The following is a 20,306-nucleotide window of genomic DNA, read 5'->3' on the forward strand; positions in this document are numbered from 1 at the left end:
TAGTAGCTAGATTTTTTATCAAAAAACTTATATTAGTGTAAAATAAAAGGATTGATTCTCTGAAAATCAGTCCTTTTATTTTTTCTATTTCTTAGGTAAAAAGAAGCTAGGGTAGCTGATAACTAAAATAATAATACTAATGACTACAAAAAATAGAGTTAACAAACCAGCAGTACCATTGACGCTTAATGAGTATAATGTAGCAGACATACCTTTTGGTGCATAACTAGCCCAAAAAATAACACCAGCGATATAATGCCAAACATAACGAACAAATGTTGCTAATATTGCTCCAGATAATGCTAATGATAAAGCTTTAGTTTTAGAGCTGCTGCTAAGTGCATCTTTAAATTTAGCAGAAAATACGCCTGCAAGTCCCATACTTATAAATGCTAAGATGTATTCTATAAAAACTTGGGATAAACTAAGGTAATATACTTTGGAAAGAACAAAGTGCAATAAGCCCCAAATTAAGCCAGCAAATAGACCGTATTTTGTACCACGACGTAATGCAAAAAGTATCAGAGGAATTGCTCCAAAAGAGGGAGTGAACCATGACGCAAAATCAGGAATCATTGATAAAGCCATAGCAAGCGCTGCAAAAATAGCAGTTTCAATAAGACAGGTAGTGTTGTTATTTTTTGACATAAAAAATCTCCTTTTTTTATACAGCAAAGGAGATTCTTTTGTCATTTGTCATGTTTAACCAATTCAAACCACAATTCCTACGCTCGTCCTAACGAGATCAGGTTAGAGGATTTTGCATATCTGCAATCTCAGCTCAAGGCACTCCCTTGTGTATTTACTCTAACATTCTATCTTGAAAGGGTTTGCTTGTCAAGAAATTTGTATTTAACTAGAAAAAGACACTAAATCAGTGTCTTTTTCTTATAATCCATAGTTATAGTCATCATCATGCATAGCTTCAACGCTACCAAGTAGGTAACCATTACCTACTTGAGAGAAGAAGTCATGGTTTGATGTTCCTGTTGAAATACCATTCATAACAATTGGGTTGACATCATTTGCTGTATCTGGGAATAAAGGATCTTGTCCTAAATTCATAAGAGCTTTATTAGCATTGTAGCGTAAAAAGGTCATAACTTCTTCAGTCCATCCTACGCCATCATAAAGTGTCTTGGTGTATTTTTCTTCGTTTTCATACAGCTGATAAAGGAGGTCATACATCCAATCACGAAAATTCTCTTGCTCATCTTCTGGTAATTCGTTAAAACCAAGCTGGAATTTGTAACCGATATAAGTACCATGTACAGATTCATCACGAATAATTAATTTAATGATTTCAGCAACATTTGCTAACTTATTATTTCCCAAATAGTAAAGAGGTGTGAAAAAGCCAGAATAAAAAAGGAAAGTTTCGAGGTAGGTGGAAGCCACCTTTTTTTGAAGGGCATTTCCATTAGCATAAATGTCATTGATAATACGTGCTTTTTCTTGAAGGAACTCATTATTATTAGTCCACTCGAAAATTTCTTCAATTTCTGATTTAGTATTTAAAGTTGAGAAAATTGAAGAATAAGATTTAGCGTGAACAGATTCCATGAATTGAATATTGTTTAAGACAGCTTCTTCGTGAGGCGTGCGAACATCGGCACGAATAGCTTCAACACCAGTTTCTGATTGCATGGTATCAAGTAGGGTTAAGCCTCCAAAAACCTTGCCAACAAGATCTTTTTCTTGAGCAGAAAGTTTGCGCCAATCGTCTAAGTCATTTGATAAAGGGATACGTGTATCGAGCCAAAATTGTTCGGTTAGTTTTTCCCAAGTTGATTTATCAATAACATCTTCAATTTCGTTCCAGTTTATAGCTTCGTAGTAAGTTGTCATGGTTTTCTCCAATGGTAAATAGGTTTTTATATAATGATGATGGAAGAAGAGTAGAATATAGAATTCTGATCTAGCAATATTTCAAGTATTATCGATTTTTAGAAAAATAAAGATGAAAATACCTTAGAAAATAAGATAACATCATGAAACTGAGATAGTTTATCTCAGTCTAGTTTCTGATGTTTTAAGTAGAGTTTCTTCGTTAGATGACACAACTTTCGCATTGATTAGCTCCGACTTCGCTACCATCATCTGTAAAAGTACGGATATAGTAGATTGATTTCACACCTTTGTTGAAAGCATAGTTGCGTAGGATTGAAAGGTCGCGAGTAGTCTGCTTACTTTCTGTTTTCCACTCGTACAACTCCTTTGGTAATTCGCTTCGTAAAAAGAGTGTCATTGAGAGACCTTGGTCTACGTGCTCAGTTGCTGCGGCATAGACGTCTATTACTTTACGCATATCCATATCATAGGCAGAAGTGTAATAAGGGATAGTATCTGTAGCTAAGCCATTAGCTGGATAATAAATTTTCCCGATTTTTTTCTCTTGACGCTCTTCAATACGTTGTGTAATAGGGTGGATAGATGCTGAACAATCGTTGATATACGAAATAGAACCATTCGGAGCAACTGCAAGCCGATTTTGATGATATAGTCCGTCTTTCATAACTGCGTATCTAAGGTTTTCCCAATCTTTAGCTTCGGGGATAAAATGATTAGCAAATAGGGATTTTACTTTGTCAGATTGTGGAACAAATTTTCCAGATACATATTTATCAAAGTATGTACCGTCAGCGTATTTTGATTTTTCAAAACCTACAAATGTTGTTTGACGTTCGCGGGCAATATTGTTTGATTCTACTAAGGTCCAGTAGTTCATTAGCATGAAATAAATATCAGTAAATTCAATTGATTCTGGACTACCATATTCGATATGATTTTTTGCCAAATAGGAGTGGAGTCCCATTGCTCCAAGTCCAAATGTATGTGCTTGAGCATTTCCGTTTTTAATAGTTGGAACAGCTTCAATATTTGATGAGTCAGTAACGAAAGTTAAAGCACGAGTCATTGTTTTAATTGATTTTCCAAAATCAGGAGATGTCATCATATTTAAAACATTAGTTGAGCCAAGGTTACAAGAAATATCAGTTCCCATTTCAAGGTATTCTTGAGCATCATTGATAAGACTTGGTTTTTGTACTTGCAAAATCTCAGAGCAAAGATTTGACATGATAATTTTTCCATCAACAGGGTTAGTACGATTAGCAGTGTCAATATTGATGATGTAAGGATAACCTGATTCTTGTTGAAGTTTAGAAATCTCTGTTTCTAAATCACGAGCATTGATTTTTGTTTTAGTGATATTAGGGTTAGCGACTAATTCATCGTATTTTTCGGTAATATCAATATAGCTGAAAGGAACACCATATTCACGTTCGATACTATAAGGACTAAACAAGTACATTTCTTGATTGTTACGTGCTAGTTCATAGAATTTATCGGGTACAGTAATCCCTAATGACAATGTTTTAACACGTACTTTTTCATCAGCATTTTCTTTTTTAGTTGATAAGAATGAAATAATATCTGGATGGAAAACGTCAAGGTAAACAACTCCAGCACCTTGGCGTTGTCCAAGTTGGTTGGAGTAAGAAAAACTGTCTTCAAATAATTTCATGACTGGAACGACTCCAGAAGCAGCACCAGCAAAACCTTTGATAGGAGCTCCAGCCTCACGAAGGTTACTAAGTGATATTCCAACCCCACCACCAATACGAGATAATTGAAGAGCTGAATTAATCGAACGACCAATAGCATTCATATCATCAGTTACTTGGATTAAGAAACATGAGACTAATTCTCCGCGACGACTTCGACCAGCATTTAAAAAACTTGGTGTTGCAGGTTGATAGCGTTGTGAAATCATTTCTAGAGCTAAGTCAGTTGCTAGTTCTTCATCACCGTCTGCAAAATAAAGAGCGTTAAAGAGAACGCGATCTTCAATACTTTCTAAATAGTATTCTCCATCATTTGTTTTTAATGCATACTGCTGATAAAACTTATAGGCTGCCATGAAGGATTTAAAACGAAACTTTTTATCGAAGAGTTTGGTAGATAATTCTTCAATAAATTCAGGACGATATTTATTGAGGAAAGCTTCTTCAAGATAATCATACTTAAGGAGGTAAGCAATTTTATCAGTGATTGAGTCAAAAGCTTTTGAATTAGGCTGTACGTTTTCTTTGAAAAAAGCAGTTAAGGCTTCTTTATCTTTATGGAGTGGGATTTGTCCATTAACAGGACGGTTAATTTCATTATTTAGGCGAAAGTAAGATACATTGCCAATATTTTTTAAACTCATTGAATTTATCCTCTTAACTTAACAATACAAAATGGGAATAAAGCAATTAATTGCTTTATTCCCAGACTCTAATTTGCTTAAACAAGTTCTTTTAGTTTGCTTGGTTGGAAACCTGAAAAAACAACATTACCAGCTTCAATCACTGGAGCCGCAGAAAAGCCGAGATTTTTCACATATTCAATTTTTTCTGGTTTTTCATCAATATTAATTTCTTCAAAATCAGCGCCGTGCTGGTCAAGAAATTTCTTAGTCATTTTACATTGCATACAGTTGTTTTTCGAAAAAACAGTAATAGCTGCCATGTTGTCCTCCTAATTTTTTTCATGGTAATAGCATATAAAAAAAGAATGGAAAAAGCAAGTGTTTTATTTCTAACAAAACACAATATATAGTGTCTTAAAATAAAATGAGACACTATATTTCGTTTTTTAGGGTTAGTTTAAAAGCTTTCAGCCTGTTTTCCAATTCCTTTCAGAAGAACATAAAAAAATCATTTTTAGAATTCTATTTTTAAATTCTAAGACTCTCATTTTTAATATGAAAAGCTGTGGAAAACATTCAAGTTTTTTTCTGTTTGAGACATTTAATCTTGAAAAATAAAAAGCAATATGTTATACTTTTAACTTGTAAGGGTTACCAATAGGTGACTCAAATATTTACAAATGACAAAAGGAGAACCATAATATGGCTTCAAAAGATTTCCACATTGTTGCAGAAACAGGTATTCACGCACGTCCAGCTACTTTGCTTGTCCAAACAGCTAGCAAATTTGCTTCAGACATCACGCTTGATTACAAAGGTAAAGCAGTAAACCTTAAATCAATCATGGGTGTTATGAGTCTTGGTGTTGGTCAAGGTGCTGATGTTACTATTTCAGCAGAAGGTGCAGATGCAGATGATGCAATTGCAGCTATCGAAGAAACAATGACAAAAGAAGGATTGGCATAAGAAAATGACAGAAATGCTTAAAGGAATCGCAGCCTCTGATGGTGTTGCAGTTGCTAAAGCATATCTACTTGTCCAACCGGATTTGTCATTTGAGACTGTAACAGTCGAAGATACAAACGCAGAAGAAGCTCGCCTTGATGTTGCACTCCAAGCTTCACAAGACGAGCTTTCTGTTATCCGTGAGAAGGCAGTAGAAAGCTTAGGCGAAGAAGCCGCAGCTGTATTTGATGCTCATTTAATGGTTCTTTCTGACCCAGAAATGATTAATCAAATTAAAGAGACTATTCGTGCAAAACAAGTAAATGCAGAAACAGGTCTTAAAGAAGTGACTGATATGTTCATCACTATCTTTGAAGGTATGGAAGATAACCCATACATGCAAGAACGTGCAGCAGATATCCGTGATGTTGCCAAACGTGTCTTAGCACATCTTTTGGGTGTTAAATTACCAAACCCAGCAACTATCAATGAAGAATCAATCGTTATTGCACACGATTTGACACCTTCTGATACAGCTCAATTAAATAAACAATTTGTTAAAGCTTTTGTAACAAATATTGGAGGGCGTACAAGTCACTCAGCTATTATGGCACGTACACTCGAAATCGCAGCTGTTCTTGGTACAAATGATATTACTGAACGTGTTCAAGATGGTCAGTTGATTGCTGTTAATGGTATTACTGGTGAAGTTATCATTGAACCAACTGAAGCTCAAATTTCAGCCTTCAAGGCAGCAGGTGAAGCATATGCCAAACAAAAAGCTGAATGGGCACTTCTTAAGGATGCACAAACAGTTACTGCTGATGGTAAACATTTTGAATTAGCTGCTAATATCGGTACACCTAAAGATGTTGAGGGTGTTAACGAAAATGGAGCAGAAGCAGTTGGTCTTTACCGTACAGAGTTCTTATATATGGATTCACAAGATTTCCCAACAGAAGATGAGCAATATGAAGCATATAAAGCAGTTCTTGAGGGTATGAATGGTAAACCAGTTGTTGTTCGTACAATGGATATCGGTGGAGATAAAGAGCTTCCTTACTTTGATCTTCCAAAAGAGATGAACCCATTCTTAGGATTCCGTGCATTGCGTATTTCAATTTCTGAAACTGGTGATGCAATGTTCCGCACACAAATCCGAGCACTTCTTCGTGCTTCAGTTCATGGACAGCTACGCATCATGTTCCCAATGGTTGCTTTGCTTAAAGAATTCCGTGCTGCTAAAGCTATATTTGAAGAAGAGAAAGCGAACTTGTTAGCTGACGGTGTAGCAGTAGCTGAAGGCATTGAAGTTGGTATTATGATTGAAATCCCAGCGGCAGCTATGCTTGCAGACCAATTTGCAAAAGAAGTTGATTTCTTCTCAATTGGTACTAATGATCTTATCCAATACACAATGGCTGCGGACCGTATGAATGAGCAAGTTTCATACCTCTATCAACCATACAATCCATCAATCCTTCGTTTGATTAACAACGTTATCAAAGCTGCTCATGCTGAAGGTAAATGGGCAGGTATGTGTGGTGAGATGGCCGGTGATCAAACTGCGGTTCCACTTCTTGTTGGTATGGGATTGGATGAATTCTCAATGTCAGCAACCTCAGTACTTCGTACACGTAGCTTAATGAAAAAATTGGACACAGCTAAAATGGAAGAATACGCTAATCGTGCTCTTTCAGAGTGTTCAACTATGGAAGAAGTTATCGAACTTCAAAAAGAATACGTTGACTTTGACTGAGAATAATAAAAAAGTAGGGATTAAAAAATCTCTACTTTTTTATTGAAAGTTTGGATATTGTTAAGTTTCTAAGAAAAATATGTCAGATAATTGAAATAAATAGATAAAGTGATAGAATAAACCTATTACAATGTAAAAGGAGATTTACTTTGACAAAAGAATATCAAAATTATGTCAATGGCGAATGGAAATCATCTGTTAATCAGATTGAGATTTTGTCACCAATTGATGATTCTTCATTGGGATTCGTGCCAGCGATGACTCGAGAAGAAGTTGATCATGCTATGAAAGCGGGTCGTGAGGCTTTACCAGCCTGGGCTGCTTTGACAGTATATGAACGTGCACAATACCTTCATAAAGCCGCAGACATTATTGAACGTGATAAAGAAGAAATTGCTACTGTTTTAGCAAAAGAAATTTCTAAAGCTTACAATGCTTCAGTAACTGAGGTTGTAAGGACAGCTGATCTTATTCGTTATGCAGCAGAAGAAGGAATTCGTTTATCAACTTCAGCTGACGAAGGTGGAAAAATGGATGCTTCAACAGGTCATAAGTTGGCTGTTATTCGTCGTCAACCAGTAGGTATCGTTTTAGCAATCGCACCTTATAATTACCCTGTTAACCTCTCAGGATCAAAAATTGCGCCAGCTCTAATTGGTGGAAACGTTGTGATGTTTAAACCACCAACACAAGGTTCAGTCTCAGGACTTGTTTTAGCAAAAGCTTTTGCAGAAGCAGGTCTTCCAGCAGGTGTCTTTAATACTATTACAGGACGCGGTTCTGAGATTGGAGATTACATTGTTGAGCATGAAGAAGTTAATTTTATTAACTTTACAGGATCAACGCCAGTTGGAAAACGTATTGGTAAGTTAGCAGGAATGCGTCCAATTATGCTTGAGTTGGGTGGTAAGGATGCAGGTGTCGTCTTAGCTGATGCTGACCTTGACAACGCTGCTAAACAAATCGTTGCAGGTGCTTATGATTACTCCGGACAACGCTGTACGGCAATTAAGCGTGTACTTGTCGTTGAAGAAGTTGCAGATGAATTGGCAGAAAAAATATCTGAAAATGTAGCAAAATTATCAGTAGGTGATCCATTTGATAATGCAACGGTGACACCGGTTATTGATGATAATTCAGCCGACTTTATTGAAAGCTTAGTAGTAGATGCACGTCAAAAAGGTGCGAAAGAATTGAATGAATTTAAACGTGATGGTCGTCTATTAACTCCAGGATTGTTTGATCATGTTACTTTAGATATGAAACTAGCTTGGGAAGAGCCTTTTGGACCAATTCTCCCAATTATTCGTGTCAAGGATGCAGAAGAAGCTGTTGCTATTGCCAACAAATCTGATTTTGGATTACAATCATCAGTCTTTACACGTGATTTCCAAAAAGCATTTGATATAGCAAATAAACTTGAAGTTGGTACAGTTCACATTAACAATAAGACTGGACGTGGTCCTGATAATTTCCCATTCTTAGGACTCAAAGGATCTGGTGCAGGTGTTCAAGGTATCAGATATTCAATTGAAGCAATGACAAATGTAAAATCGATAGTTTTTGATATGAAATAGACGTAAAACGACTCAACTATTGTCAGTTGAGTCGTTTTATAAACCTCTTTTACATTAAAAATAAAGAATTATATAATCTTCTAAAGTGGTTTTATTTTTGTGATATAATTGTCATAAAAAATAACAAAAGAGTCATTATATGAAGAAATTAATTATAGGTATTTTTAGTCTAATTATTATAGCGATTCTTGCTTGGCAAGGTTTTTCGTTTTTGAAACATAAAGAAATAAAACTTCAACAAGCTGTTGTTGAAAAAGAAATTCGCATAGCCGAGAAAACGGTAGAAGTGGTGAAAAGACAGAAAACTGAACGTGTTCTTTTTCTTGAACCTAAAGGATATGACAAAAGTCTAAGCGCTGATATTTTAAAGTGGAATCAAAAAAGCTTTGAGCATAAAAAATTTTATGACAATCAATACATTATTCTACGTCCTCAATTAGCAGATTCTAACTTTGCAAATGTTAAAAAATTATCCATTTATCAAATCTTATATCAAAAAGAAAAAGGAAGTATGTTTCAAAAATCAAGTCGCCTTTTGAGAACCTACTTACTTGATCAAAATAAGAAACCTTTTGAATTAGATGAGCTTTTAGCTCATAATATATCTGGATTTAAGGCTATTTTAGAAAATATAGCTCCAGGAACTCAACTAAAGGAACATGATAGCAATAAAGAATTTTTAAAAACTGGAAGAGTAACAGATGGGCTAGATGTTAAAGATGGTAAGTTAATTATTAATGATTTAAAATTACCACTTGATAAATTATATAATGTGATCGATGAGTCATATTTAAAATCAAGTGATCTAGATTTAGTTTCTAATTTAAAAGCTAAAGCACCACGTGTTGCACTTACCTTTGATGATGGACCAAATGAAAAAACGACTCCTAAAGCCTTAGAAATCCTTAAAAGATATAATGCTAAAGCGACTTTCTTTGTAATGGGACAAAGTGCTGTAGGGCACACAGATATTTTACAAAGGATGCATGCTGAAGGTCATGAGATTGGTAATCATACATGGGATCATCCTAATTTAACCAAACTACCAGCGGAGAAAATCAAGGAAGAGATTCATAAGACTAATGATCTGATTATGAAAGCAACAGGACAAAAACCGGTGTACTTACGTCCCCCTTACGGAGCAACAAATGCTACTGTAAAAACAGTGACAGGATTGAAAGAAATGTTGTGGTCAGTTGATACAGAAGACTGGAAAAATCATAATACACAAGCAATGATGACCAATATCAAAAAACAATTACGTCCTGGAGGAGTGATTTTGATGCATGATATTCACCAGACAACCATAGATGCTCTGCCTACAATTATGGATTATCTGACAACCCAGGGCTATTATTTTGTTACTGTAGGTGAATTATATTCAACGCCTTAATAAAAAAAGAAACAAGTTACTTGTTTCTTTTTTTATTTTAAATGTAATTTTTGATTGTGAAGTACAAGTTCTGTAACGGTGGCGTATTTTTTAAGTTGTTTGAGCTCTTCTTTATGTGTTACAAATGTAATAACACATCCCTCTTTCCCCATACGACCAGTTCGTCCAGAACGATGTGTATATGTTTCTTTGTCGCGTGCGATATCAAAATTAATCACATATTCTAGGTTGTCGATATCAATGCCACGAGCTACCAAATCAGTTCCTAGGAGTAATGAAATATCATGGTTTTTAAATTTCTCTAAGATAACTTTACGGAATTTAATATTAATATCGCTTGCTAAAGAAACTGCCGAGGCCCTATTAAATTGTAAACGTTCTTCACATGCACCTAAGTCTGATAAGCTGTTAAAAAAGACAAGACCTCTAAAATCAGGAATATTTGAAAATTTACGAAGTAGGTCAGTACGCTCTCTTTTATCAACTGTAATATAATAATGTTTTATAGTATCAAGTTTTTGATTAGATAGATCGATTGTTATAGTGTTATCGGCAAGTTTACTATTGTCCAGTTTGTTGGTGGCACTAATGTAAATCATTTGCTGATCACGAGGAACGCGATTAATAATATTGTCCACAAAATGATATTGTGAGTCGCCGAGTAATTCATCGAATTCATCAAGGACGATAGTATTAATGTTCATCATTTTTATTTTTTTTAGTTTCACAAGTTCAAATACGCGTCCAGCAGTTCCTATAAGAATTTCTGGTCCTTTTTTTAGTCGCTCAATTTGGCGTTTTTGACTAGAACCTGAAAGGAATAGTTGTGCGGTCAGTCCTAATGGTTCAGCCCATTCTTTTGTAACGTCGAAGATTTGTCCAGCTAATTCTGAATTTGGAGCTAAAATTAAGAGTTGTTGGCTCTTTTTAGGTTGCAACTTAAGAAGCGTTGGGAAAAGGTATGCTAGAGTTTTACCAGTACCTGTAGGGCTAATTCCAAGGATATTATCACCATCAGTAATAGGTTGAAAAAGTTTATTTTGAATATCTGTTAGATCATCAAATTGACGCTGGGTTAATTTATCCTGCCATTGGTCTGGAAATTTTGTTATCATAAGAATCCTCTTGTTATTTTATATATTATCATTGTTATTATAACATGCTTTTTATTTTTAGAGCGTTTTCAATAAAATTTAGACTTTAAAAAAAATAAGTTTATAGTACAATAGATAGAGGATAAATTTAATTTGGAGTGACAAATGCGTAAAAAACCTATTATTATTGGTGTTACAGGTGGATCTGGTGGTGGTAAAACCAGTGTTTCTCGGGCGATTTTATCAAATTTCCCAGATCAAAAAATTACCATGATTGAACATGATTCTTACTATAAAGATCAAAGTCATTTAACTTTTGAAGAACGTGTAAAAACCAATTATGATCATCCCCTTGCTTTTGATACCAATTTGATGATTGAGCAATTGAACGAATTGATTGAGGGACGTCCGGTCGATATTCCGGTTTATGATTACACAAAACATACCCGTAGTGATAGAACTATCCGCCAAGAACCCCAGGATGTCATTATTGTTGAGGGAATTTTGGTATTAGAAGATCAGCGTTTGCGTGATTTAATGGATATCAAATTATTTGTTGATACAGATGATGATATTCGTATTATTCGTCGTATTAAGCGTGATATGGAAGAGCGCGATAGAAGTTTAGATAGTATTATTGAACAGTATACAGAAGTTGTAAAACCTATGTATCATCAATTTATCGAACCAACAAAGCGTTATGCGGATATTGTAATTCCAGAAGGAGTAAGTAATATTGTCGCTATTGATTTAATCAATACCAAAGTGGCTAGCATCTTAAATGAAGCAAAATAAACACAATGGTTTGTGTTTATTTTTTTGTTTTATATAGGATGGTTATTTAGTTTTAGTAACTTTCAAATTATGCTATAATAAGTGCTATGAACAAGTCTAAGAAAATCGAAAATTATCAATTATTATTACTACAAGCGCAAGCTCTATTCTCAGATGAAACAAATGCTCTTGCCAACTTATCAAATGCTTCAGCTATGCTAAATGCTATGCTTCCAAATTCTGTATTTACAGGCTTTTATTTATTTGATGGAGAAGAGTTAATTCTTGGCCCTTTCCAGGGTGGTGTATCATGTGTGCATATTACTTTAGGAAAAGGTGTTTGTGGTGAATCTGCACAAACTGCTAAGACGCTGATCGTTGATGATGTTACAAAGCATGCTAACTATATCTCCTGTGATTCAAAAGCTATGAGTGAAATCGTAGTACCTATGTTTAAAAATGGCAAACTTCTAGGAGTTCTAGATTTAGATTCTTCTTTAGTAGCAGATTATGATGAGATTGATCAAGAATACTTAGAAAAATTTGTAGGTATTCTAGTAGAACATACGATTTGGAATTTGGATATGTTTGGAGTTGAAAAGTAATGTATCAGGCCCTTTATCGGAAATATCGTAGCCAAACATTTGATGAAATGGTTGGACAAAGTGTTATTTCAACTACTTTAAAGCAAGCTGTGTCCAGCAAAAAAATTAGCCATGCTTACCTTTTTTCAGGACCTAGGGGAACTGGAAAAACAAGTGCTGCTAAAATATTTGCAAAAGCGATGAATTGCCCAAATCAAATTAATGGCGAACCTTGTAATCATTGTGATATTTGTCGAGATATTACAAATGGTAGTTTAGAGGATGTCATTGAAATTGATGCTGCGTCAAATAATGGTGTCGATGAAATTCGTGATATCAGGGACAAATCAACTTATGCTCCAAGTAGGGCAACCTATAAAGTTTATATTATTGATGAGGTTCATATGTTGTCTACAGGTGCCTTCAATGCACTATTGAAAACACTTGAAGAGCCAACAGAAAATGTTGTTTTTATATTAGCAACAACAGAACTCCATAAAATCCCTGCAACAATCTTATCTCGTGTCCAGCGCTTTGAATTTAAAGCGATTAAATTATTAGCTATTCGAGATCATTTAGCACAGATTTTAGATAAAGAAGCTATTTCATATGATTTGGATGCTCTGACACTAGTCGCTAGACGAGCCGAAGGTGGTATGCGTGATGCTTTATCAATTCTCGATCAAGCCTTGAGTTTAGCGAAAGATAACCACATTTCTTTAGATGTAGCAGAAGAAATTACAGGGAGCATTTCCTTATCTGCTATAGATGATTATGTATCGAATATATTGGCTCACGATACAACTGAAGCACTCGCTAAACTTGAAGTAATCTTTGATAGTGGCAAAAGTATGAGTCGTTTTGCAACAGATTTATTGATGTACTTAAGAGATTTACTTGTTGTTCAAGCAGGTGGTGAAGATAGTCATTCAAGTGATACTTTTATAGCCAATCTTAATGTTAAACAAGATATTTTATTTGAAATGATTGATAAAGTGACATCTGTTCTTCCTGAGATAAAAAATGGTAGCCATCCTAAAGTTTATGCAGAGATGATGACCATCCAATTGTCTGAAATGGTAGAAAAAAATTCGTCAAACATACCCGCAGATGTGACAGCAGAATTAGATAGTCTTCGTCGAGAGTTAAAATCGTTAAAAAACGAAATGAGCCAACTCTCTCGAGCAGATCAAAGTTCATCAACTCAAAAAGTAAAGGTTAATAATAAGACATTCACATTTAAAGTTGACCGTACAAAGATTTTGACCATTATGGAAGAAACGGTTGTAGATAGTCAACGTTCACGTGAATACTTAGAAGCTTTAAAGAGCGCTTGGAACGAGATATTAGATAATATTACGGCTCAAGATAGAGCCTTATTAATGGGATCTGAACCTGTCTTAGCTAATAGCGAGAATGCTATTTTGGCATTTGATGCGGCCTTTAATGCTGAACAAGCTATGAAACGTACCGATCTCAATGATATATTTGGTAATATTATGAGTAAAGCAGCAGGTTTTTCACCTAATATTTTAGCTGTACCTAGAAATGATTTTAATCAAATTCGGAGCGATTTTGCAAAGAAAATGAAAGCTCAAAAGACGGAAACAGAACCTGAAGTTAATCATCAAATTCCAGAAGACTTTTCTTATCTAGCAGAACGAATAGCAATCGTTGAAGATTAAAACGTAACTAAAAATAGTTGCCTGTTACAGGCAACTATTTTTTTGATAAGTTTTTTAATTATTTAGTAGATTCTGTTATAATGGTGATATGACAAAACGACAATTTATTTTTATGGCGCTTTTATGCTCTTTTGAAACTTATTTTTTTAATCAATCCGTTATGGATGGCTCCTGGATTTTTGCTATTTTTTGGGGAGTTTTATTACTTCGAGATCTTCAAAAGGTGTATGCGATTTCAAAATTCACAAAAGAGCTTATCAAATCTACCAAGAAGAAAGACTGATTTCGCCACTGCGAAGTGTTTTCAACTGACCATCATCTAACTCAACCACTAAATATCCTTTATCTGTAATATCAATAGCTTTCCCAGAATACATTGTTTGACCATCCATAAAGCTAACGGTTCTATCTAAGACTAGGGATTTTTCTCTATATACCTTTAAGTGATCCTCTAGTGGAATATTGAAAAAGAGATTCCAGATTTCTGTAATCAATTGATTTCTAGTTATGGTCGGTTGCTCTGTAAAGAGACTACCTGCGCGCTTAGTTAACGCCCTAGGGAACTCTTTGATATAGAAATTGATACCTAATCCTATAATAACATTCGTTACCAACCCACTCTCAACAGAAGCGATAGCCTCGGTTAAAATACCAGCTATTTTTTTATTATCTAAATAAATATCATTGACCCACTTAATTTCAGGAGTAATTCCTGTTAACCGTGAGATAGCTTTTACAGCACTAGAGGCTACCATGACAGTATAAGGTTTTATATCTTCAATCGGTACATTAGGTTGTAATAAAAGAGACATATAGATGCCGCCTTGATTTGATGTAAAGAAAGGTCTATCAAAACGTCCTTTAGCTTTTTTTTGATTAGGAGCTAAAAAAAGGTGTGGAGTCTTTAATTTACTTTCTATCCCCATTTTAGCATCTAGTTGGGTTGAAGCACTATTATTATTAAGACTAACCTTAATACCAATTTCTTGTTCGAGTTGTTCTGGTAATAATATGTCACCTGATACCAATCGGTAGCCCTTGTTAGTGACAGACTCAATCTCTAGGCCTAATTCTTCTAACGTTTTTATACCTTTCCAAATAGCTGTGCGGGAAATATTAAGTTGATTTGCCATAGTTTCTCCGCTAATAAAGTTGTTATTTTTTGATAGTATTTGATAAATTTTTTCGTAGGTTTTCATAAATCTAGTATAGTATAAATCGAGAAAAAAGACTAAAGAAAATAGAGATATTTTTTTATTTATTGGTAACTTATTTCACAAAAGATGAAATAGTGGTACAATAGCTATATGAGTCCCGAAAAGGTAGCCTAGAGGCTAGTTCTTTGTAACTCGACACATTTTACATTTTAGGGGGGACATTTTTATGTCAGAACGTAAACTTTTCACGTCTGAGTCAGTATCTGAGGGACATCCTGATAAGATTGCTGACCAAATTTCCGATGCGATTTTAGATGCAATTTTAGAGCAAGATCCAGATGCCCACGTAGCAGCCGAAACAGCTGTTTATACAGGGTCGGTTCATGTATTTGGCGAAATATCAACGACAGCCTATGTTGATATTAACCGAGTTGTCCGTAACACAATCGCTGAAATTGGCTATGATAAAGCTGAATATGGCTTCTCAGCTGAATCTGTTGGAGTGCATCCGTCACTCGTTGAACAGTCGCCAGACATTGCACAGGGAGTCAATGAAGCTCTTGAGGTACGTGGTTCTCTTGAACAAGATCCTTTAGATTTAATTGGTGCAGGTGACCAAGGTTTGATGTTTGGGTTTGCTGTTGATGAAACACCTGAGTTAATGCCATTGCCAATTTCTTTAGCTCATCAGTTAGTTAAGAAATTGACAGATCTACGTAAGTCTGGGGAACTCACTTATCTTCGACCAGATGCAAAATCTCAAGTAACGGTTGAATATGATGAAAATGATCAACCAATTCGTGTGGATGCAGTAGTTATTTCGACACAGCATGATCCTAATGTAACTAATGACCAACTCCATAAGGACGTGATTGAGAAAGTTATCAATGAAGTTATTCCAAGCCATTATTTAGATGACCAAACAAAATTCTTTATCAATCCTACAGGGCGCTTTGTTATTGGAGGCCCTCAAGGAGATTCAGGACTAACAGGTCGTAAGATTATTGTAGATACTTATGGTGGTTATTCTCGTCATGGTGGTGGTGCATTTTCAGGTAAAGATGCTACTAAAGTAGATCGTTCAGCATCTTATGCAGCTCGTTATATTGCAAAAAATATTGTTGCAGCTGATTTAGCTAAAAAAGTAGAAGTACAACTTGCTTATGCAATTGGTGTTGCCCAGCCTGTCTCTGTGCGTGTAGATACATTTGGAACAGGTGTTATAGCAGAAGCAGACCTAGAGGCAGCTGTACGTCAAATATTTGATTTGCGACCAGCAGGCATTATTAATATGTTGGACCTCAAACGACCTATTTATCGACAAACAGCAGCCTATGGGCATATGGGACGTACTGATATCGATTTGCCATGGGAGCGAGTTGATAAAGTCCAGGCCTTAAAGGATTTTATTGCTAGCAAATAATAAAAAGCGTAAACGAAAGTTTACGCTTTTTTTGCTCATGATAATTTATAGAACATTTATAAAATCTTATAATAAACTGGTTAAGTATAGGAAATACTGCATATTTCTTGAAAATATGGTGTATATTGTGAATAAAATGATGGCCAAGTTAATTGAATTTTCCTATCGAAAAATTTTTCAAAAAAATAATTTCACACTCAAATCATTTGATTATCAAATAAATATAGCCTTTATAAAAATATTATATAAGTATAAAATGTAAAAAAAATTAAAAAATGATATTTTTATTTGATTTAAATGTATTTAATAAAAATACAAAGTTTCTAAAAAAAGTAAAAATTCCATCTCGACAAACAGCGTTAGTTATTATAACCGAACATTATTGTCCTTAAAGCATGAAAACAAAAACAAAAGTTCGTAATTTAATTGATTTGCCATGTTACTAATCTTATGCTAATATATTATCTCGTGATAAGTTTTTGATGTAAAAATTATCATGAAAAAGAAAAGAGAGATGGAAATGAAAAAACAATTTTTAAAATCAGCAGCGATTCTATCGCTAGCAGTAACAGCAGTATCTACAAGTCAGCCGGTAGGGGCGATAGTGGGAAAAGATGAAACGAAATTAAGACAGCAACTTGGGTATATTGATTCAAAAAAATCTGGAAAGAAAATTGATGAGAGATGGGGTGAAAAAATTTATAACTATCTAAGTTATGAGCTCATTGAAGCAAACGAATGGATTAACCGAAGTGAGTTTCAGGAACCTGAGTATAGAACTATTTTATCAGAATTTAAAGATAAAATAGATAGTATTGAATACTACTTAATTAACTTAAGTAATATTGCTAAAGAAGATGCGCATCAAAGAAATATTCTTCAATCATTAGATAAATATGAAAAAAGTGGAATATATAATTTAGACCAAGGTGTTTATAATTATATATATCAAGAAATTAGTTCAGCGAAGCACAAGTTTTCGGATGGGGTAGATAAAATTTATCGTTTAGATAGTACTTTATTTCCTTTCTCTGTATGGTATGATAAACATTTAGATAATAATGATAACTACAAGGATAATAAAGATTTTAAAGAGTACATTGCTTTATTAAATGAAATTACACGAAAAGCAAGGTTAGGATATCAAATTGTAAATAACCATAAAGATGGGGAGCATAAAGATGAAGCAGAAATACTGGATATTTTAATCAGAGATATAACTTTTGTTTCAAAAGATGCTCCTGGATATAAATATATTCCAAATAAAAGAATTGCAGCGAAAATAATTGAAGATTTAGATGGAGTTATCAATGACTTTTTTAAGAATACAGGAAAAGATAAGCCTTCTCTTGAAAAGTTAAAGGACACAGAATTCCATAAAAAATATCTTAATTCAACTGAACCGTATAGTATTGAAACTAACTTACCTTCAAATTATAAAGAATTGAAGGAAAAGCAAATAAAAAAATTGGAATATGGATACAAAAAGTCTTCTAAAATTTATACGTCTGCTCATTATGCACTATATAGTGAAGAAATTGATGCTGCAAAAGAATTGCTTCAAAAAGTGAAGATTGCAAAAGATAATTATAATGAAATTAAGTCCATGAATCTAAGCCCTTCAATTTTTAATCAGTATTTACAACTTCTTCAAATAGTTATAAGTTCAGAGATAAATCTAAAAAAGGCACTCGATAACACTGTGGATTTACCCATAGAAAATAATTTTAATACATTGGACATTCAATATAATAAATTAGACACTGCTATTAAGTCACTTCGAAAATTTGTAACTAAGTATAAACAAGAAGTAAGAAAAGCTACTAAGAGTTATTCTAAAAAAGAATTAGTAAATGCAGAGTTAACAAAAGTAATTTCTAATGACAATATTTTATTAGACATGCAAGCAATTAGTTCCAATTATGGGTCTACTAAAAAGTTTGTTTATTCAGTCAAAAGATTACCTTACGTCCCGCAAGTAATTATGACAACAACGTCTAATGTACTTATGCCTCAAAAGCAAGTTGAAAAAGTGAAGCTACTCACCCCATTTACAATTTCTAATAAAGAAGTATTGAATCATGACTCACTAGTAGAAAATGATGCTCAAAAACCAAAAGTAGAACAGGAAAAAACTAAATCGCTAGCTCCTCAAAAAGGGGCTGTAAAAGAACAAACTGAGCAAAAAGTATCTGGAAATACTCAAGAGATAGAAAAGAAATCTGAAACTGTGGCAACTCCACAACAAAGTTCAGTTGCGCAAACTTCTGTCCAACAGCCGGCTCCGGTTCAATCAGTTGTTCAAGAATCCAAAGCTTCTCAAGAGGAGATTAATGCAGCACACGATGCTATTTCGGCGTATAAATCAACAGTCAATATTGCTAATACAGCCGGTGTAACAACTGCGGAAATGACCACGCTCATTAATACTCAAACTTCTAATCTTTCTGATGTTGAGAAAGCTTTAGGAAATAATAAGGTTAATAATGGTGCAGTCAATGTATTGAGAGAAGATACAGCTCGTCTTGAGAATATGATTTGGAATCGTGCTTACCAAGCTATTGAAGAATTCAACGTCGCTCGTAATACTTATAATAACCAAATCAAGACAGAAACAGTTCCAGTTGATAATGATATTGAAGCTATTTTAGCAGGTTCTCAAGCTAAAATTAGCCATTTGGACAATCGTATCGGAGCGCGCCACATGGATCAAGCTTTTGTAGCTAGTTTATTAGAAGTTACTGAGATGAGTAAATCAATCTCATCGCGTATAAAAGAGTAGACACTGCTATCAAGGCGATCTTAAACTTTTGTATTAAACTAACCTAAAAGATAGAAAGAGACTAATATGAAAAAAATAACAACTTTAATCTTAGCTAGTAGCTTATTACTAGTTGCAACGACATCGGTTAAAGCTGATGATAACTTTGAAATGCCAACGCGTTATGTTAAAATGAGTGAAAAATCAAAAGCATTTTATCAAAGACTACAAGAAAAACAACGTAAGGCACATACTACTGTGAAGACTTTTAATAATTCAGAAATAAGGCATCAACTACCTCTTAAACAAGAAAAGGCTAGAAATGATATCTACAATTTAGGCATTCTTATTTCTCAGGAGTCTAAAGGGTTCATCCAACGTATTGATAATGCCTATTCTTTGGAAAATGTCTCAGATATTGTTAATGAAGCTCAGGCTTTGTATAAACGTAACTATGATTTATTTGAAAAAATCAAATCTACACGTGATAAGGTTCAAGTCTTACTTGCATCGCATCAAGATAATACAGACTTAAAAAACTTTTATGCTGAGTTGGACGATATGTATGAACATGTTTATCTCAATGAAAGTAGAGTGGAGGCGATAAACAGAAATATCCAAAAATATAATTAGTTTCTAAACTAACAAACATTCCTAAATATAAGACATAAAACCCTACTCATTGATTAGTGAGTAGGGTTTTACTGTTTTAAATAGCTTTCTGATCAGAATGTAAGCCTTGTCATTTCAAAGGAACTATGTTATTATTCTTAAGTAAATTAAATAGGACATTTGGGGTGCGTAACAGCTGAGATTATACCCATTGAACTTGATGCAGTTAGTACTGTCGAAGGGAAATGTGTGCCATTACAAGTTTTTTGTGGTGGAAAAGGGCGTAGTGTCTTCTTAGTAGACAGCTAGCTCTAGTTAATCAGATAATAAACTCCGTTTGCTTGCAGATG

General features: G+C 34.3%; 18 protein-coding genes and 2 riboswitches. Of the genes, 12 read left to right on the plus strand and 6 right to left on the minus strand.

Annotation, left to right across the window (positions count from 1 at the left end):
* Positions 1–84: 84 nt before the first annotated feature.
* The 4 genes from thiT to EGX96_RS09635 all read right to left on the minus strand — a co-directional run bounded on the left by thiT (position 85) and on the right by EGX96_RS09635 (position 4,512).
* Positions 85–648 (minus strand): energy-coupled thiamine transporter ThiT, encoded by a 564-nt coding sequence (gene thiT, locus EGX96_RS09620; RefSeq protein ID WP_000042136.1) that lies wholly within the window; start codon positions 646–648, stop codon positions 85–87.
* A gap of 57 nt (positions 649–705) precedes the next feature.
* Positions 706–804: riboswitch (TPP riboswitch) on the minus strand.
* A gap of 84 nt (positions 805–888) precedes the next feature.
* Entirely contained in the window at positions 889–1,848 is a 960-nt protein-coding gene (gene nrdF, locus EGX96_RS09625; RefSeq protein WP_000214845.1) for a class 1b ribonucleoside-diphosphate reductase subunit beta, read from the minus strand.
* A gap of 202 nt (positions 1,849–2,050) precedes the next feature.
* Positions 2,051–4,210, minus strand: a complete 2,160-nt coding sequence (nrdE, locus tag EGX96_RS09630; protein WP_000053876.1) for a class 1b ribonucleoside-diphosphate reductase subunit alpha — start codon at positions 4,208–4,210, stop codon at positions 2,051–2,053.
* Between the two features lie 77 nt (positions 4,211–4,287).
* Positions 4,288–4,512, minus strand: coding sequence for a redoxin NrdH (locus EGX96_RS09635; protein WP_000719060.1), 225 nt, complete (start codon positions 4,510–4,512; stop codon positions 4,288–4,290).
* Positions 4,513–4,894: 382 nt separating this feature from the next.
* Here EGX96_RS09635 and EGX96_RS09640 point away from each other — a divergent pair, with 382 nt between their 5' ends.
* The 4 genes from EGX96_RS09640 to EGX96_RS09655 all read left to right on the plus strand — a co-directional run bounded on the left by EGX96_RS09640 (position 4,895) and on the right by EGX96_RS09655 (position 9,866).
* Positions 4,895–5,158 carry a phosphocarrier protein HPr gene (locus tag EGX96_RS09640; RefSeq protein WP_000146945.1) on the plus strand — a complete coding sequence of 88 codons (264 nt, stop codon included), beginning with the start codon at positions 4,895–4,897 and terminating at the stop codon, positions 5,156–5,158.
* Between the two features lie 4 nt (positions 5,159–5,162).
* Positions 5,163–6,896 (plus strand): phosphoenolpyruvate--protein phosphotransferase, encoded by a 1,734-nt coding sequence (ptsP, locus tag EGX96_RS09645; RefSeq protein WP_000138153.1) that lies wholly within the window; start codon positions 5,163–5,165, stop codon positions 6,894–6,896.
* 149 nt (positions 6,897–7,045) lie between these two features.
* Positions 7,046–8,473, plus strand: a complete 1,428-nt coding sequence (locus tag EGX96_RS09650; RefSeq protein ID WP_000159911.1) for an NADP-dependent glyceraldehyde-3-phosphate dehydrogenase — start codon at positions 7,046–7,048, stop codon at positions 8,471–8,473.
* Positions 8,474–8,612: 139 nt separating this feature from the next.
* Positions 8,613–9,866 (plus strand): polysaccharide deacetylase family protein, encoded by a 1,254-nt coding sequence (locus tag EGX96_RS09655; RefSeq protein WP_000733379.1) that lies wholly within the window; start codon positions 8,613–8,615, stop codon positions 9,864–9,866.
* A 32-nt stretch (positions 9,867–9,898) separates the two neighbouring features.
* On the opposite strand, the gene EGX96_RS09660 is transcribed toward EGX96_RS09655, so the two are convergent.
* Positions 9,899–10,981, minus strand: a complete 1,083-nt coding sequence (locus EGX96_RS09660) for a DEAD/DEAH box helicase (RefSeq protein WP_000628861.1) — start codon at positions 10,979–10,981, stop codon at positions 9,899–9,901.
* A 144-nt stretch (positions 10,982–11,125) separates the two neighbouring features.
* Here EGX96_RS09660 and udk point away from each other — a divergent pair, with 144 nt between their 5' ends.
* The 4 genes from udk to EGX96_RS09680 all read left to right on the plus strand — a co-directional run bounded on the left by udk (position 11,126) and on the right by EGX96_RS09680 (position 14,286).
* Positions 11,126–11,755, plus strand: coding sequence for a uridine kinase (udk, locus tag EGX96_RS09665; protein WP_001227823.1), 630 nt, complete (start codon positions 11,126–11,128; stop codon positions 11,753–11,755).
* An 86-nt stretch (positions 11,756–11,841) separates the two neighbouring features.
* A complete protein-coding gene (locus EGX96_RS09670; protein WP_001043210.1) occupies positions 11,842–12,339 on the plus strand; it encodes a GAF domain-containing protein in 498 nt (165 codons plus the stop codon).
* Entirely contained in the window at positions 12,339–14,003 is a 1,665-nt protein-coding gene (dnaX, locus tag EGX96_RS09675) for a DNA polymerase III subunit gamma/tau (RefSeq protein ID WP_000283819.1), read from the plus strand. Before EGX96_RS09670 ends, dnaX begins: the two co-directional genes overlap by 1 nt.
* Positions 14,004–14,091: 88 nt before the next feature.
* Positions 14,092–14,286, plus strand: a complete 195-nt coding sequence (locus tag EGX96_RS09680) for a DUF3272 domain-containing protein (RefSeq protein ID WP_000166926.1) — start codon at positions 14,092–14,094, stop codon at positions 14,284–14,286.
* Here EGX96_RS09680 and birA read toward each other — a convergent pair.
* Positions 14,267–15,202 carry a bifunctional biotin--[acetyl-CoA-carboxylase] ligase/biotin operon repressor BirA gene (birA, locus tag EGX96_RS09685; protein WP_001872319.1) on the minus strand — a complete coding sequence of 312 codons (936 nt, stop codon included), beginning with the start codon at positions 15,200–15,202 and terminating at the stop codon, positions 14,267–14,269. The genes EGX96_RS09680 and birA overlap by 20 nt on opposite strands.
* Before the next feature lie 184 nt (positions 15,203–15,386).
* Here birA and metK point away from each other — a divergent pair, with 184 nt between their 5' ends.
* From metK to EGX96_RS09705, 4 genes are all read left to right on the plus strand, one after another.
* Positions 15,387–16,583, plus strand: coding sequence for a methionine adenosyltransferase (metK, locus tag EGX96_RS09690; RefSeq protein ID WP_000003955.1), 1,197 nt, complete (start codon positions 15,387–15,389; stop codon positions 16,581–16,583).
* Positions 16,570–16,845 (plus strand): hypothetical protein, encoded by a 276-nt coding sequence (locus EGX96_RS09695; RefSeq protein ID WP_000880721.1) that lies wholly within the window; start codon positions 16,570–16,572, stop codon positions 16,843–16,845. The genes metK and EGX96_RS09695 overlap by 14 nt, the downstream gene beginning before the upstream one ends.
* Before the next feature lie 258 nt (positions 16,846–17,103).
* Positions 17,104–19,365: a coagulase domain-containing protein gene (locus tag EGX96_RS09700; protein WP_123957840.1), complete on the plus strand. Its 2,262-nt coding sequence runs from the start codon at positions 17,104–17,106 to the stop codon at positions 19,363–19,365.
* A 66-nt stretch (positions 19,366–19,431) separates the two neighbouring features.
* Complete coding sequence (locus EGX96_RS09705) at positions 19,432–19,977, plus strand: GA module-containing protein (protein ID WP_000724543.1); 546 nt, start codon at positions 19,432–19,434, stop codon at positions 19,975–19,977.
* Positions 19,978–20,127: 150 nt separating this feature from the next.
* Positions 20,128–20,217, plus strand: a riboswitch (TPP riboswitch).
* Positions 20,218–20,306: the final 89 nt, after the last annotated feature.

The organism is Streptococcus sp. FDAARGOS_520 (assembly GCF_003812685.1).
Classification (GTDB): Bacteria; Bacillota; Bacilli; order Lactobacillales; family Streptococcaceae; genus Streptococcus; species Streptococcus agalactiae.

Excerpts from the sequence above, each read along its gene's own strand:
- EGX96_RS09705 (WP_000724543.1), top strand. The coding sequence starts at position 19,432 with ATGAAAAAAATAACAACTTTAATCTTAGCTAGTAGCTTATTACTAGTT.
- EGX96_RS09640 (WP_000146945.1), top strand. The coding sequence starts at position 4,895 with ATGGCTTCAAAAGATTTCCACATTGTTGCAGAAACAGGTATTCACGCA.
- EGX96_RS09700 (WP_123957840.1), top strand. The coding sequence starts at position 17,104 with ATGAAAAAACAATTTTTAAAATCAGCAGCGATTCTATCGCTAGCAGTA.
- metK (WP_000003955.1), top strand. The coding sequence starts at position 15,387 with ATGTCAGAACGTAAACTTTTCACGTCTGAGTCAGTATCTGAGGGACAT.
- birA (WP_001872319.1), bottom strand. The coding sequence starts at position 15,202 with ATGAAAACCTACGAAAAAATTTATCAAATACTATCAAAAAATAACAAC.
- EGX96_RS09670 (WP_001043210.1), top strand. The coding sequence starts at position 11,842 with ATGAACAAGTCTAAGAAAATCGAAAATTATCAATTATTATTACTACAA.
- EGX96_RS09680 (WP_000166926.1), top strand. The coding sequence starts at position 14,092 with ATGACAAAACGACAATTTATTTTTATGGCGCTTTTATGCTCTTTTGAA.
- EGX96_RS09660 (WP_000628861.1), bottom strand. The coding sequence starts at position 10,981 with ATGATAACAAAATTTCCAGACCAATGGCAGGATAAATTAACCCAGCGT.
- dnaX (WP_000283819.1), top strand. The coding sequence starts at position 12,339 with ATGTATCAGGCCCTTTATCGGAAATATCGTAGCCAAACATTTGATGAA.
- EGX96_RS09655 (WP_000733379.1), top strand. The coding sequence starts at position 8,613 with ATGAAGAAATTAATTATAGGTATTTTTAGTCTAATTATTATAGCGATT.
- ptsP (WP_000138153.1), top strand. The coding sequence starts at position 5,163 with ATGACAGAAATGCTTAAAGGAATCGCAGCCTCTGATGGTGTTGCAGTT.
- udk (WP_001227823.1), top strand. The coding sequence starts at position 11,126 with ATGCGTAAAAAACCTATTATTATTGGTGTTACAGGTGGATCTGGTGGT.
- EGX96_RS09635 (WP_000719060.1), bottom strand. The coding sequence starts at position 4,512 with ATGGCAGCTATTACTGTTTTTTCGAAAAACAACTGTATGCAATGTAAA.
- thiT (WP_000042136.1), bottom strand. The coding sequence starts at position 648 with ATGTCAAAAAATAACAACACTACCTGTCTTATTGAAACTGCTATTTTT.
- nrdE (WP_000053876.1), bottom strand. The coding sequence starts at position 4,210 with ATGAGTTTAAAAAATATTGGCAATGTATCTTACTTTCGCCTAAATAAT.
- nrdF (WP_000214845.1), bottom strand. The coding sequence starts at position 1,848 with ATGACAACTTACTACGAAGCTATAAACTGGAACGAAATTGAAGATGTT.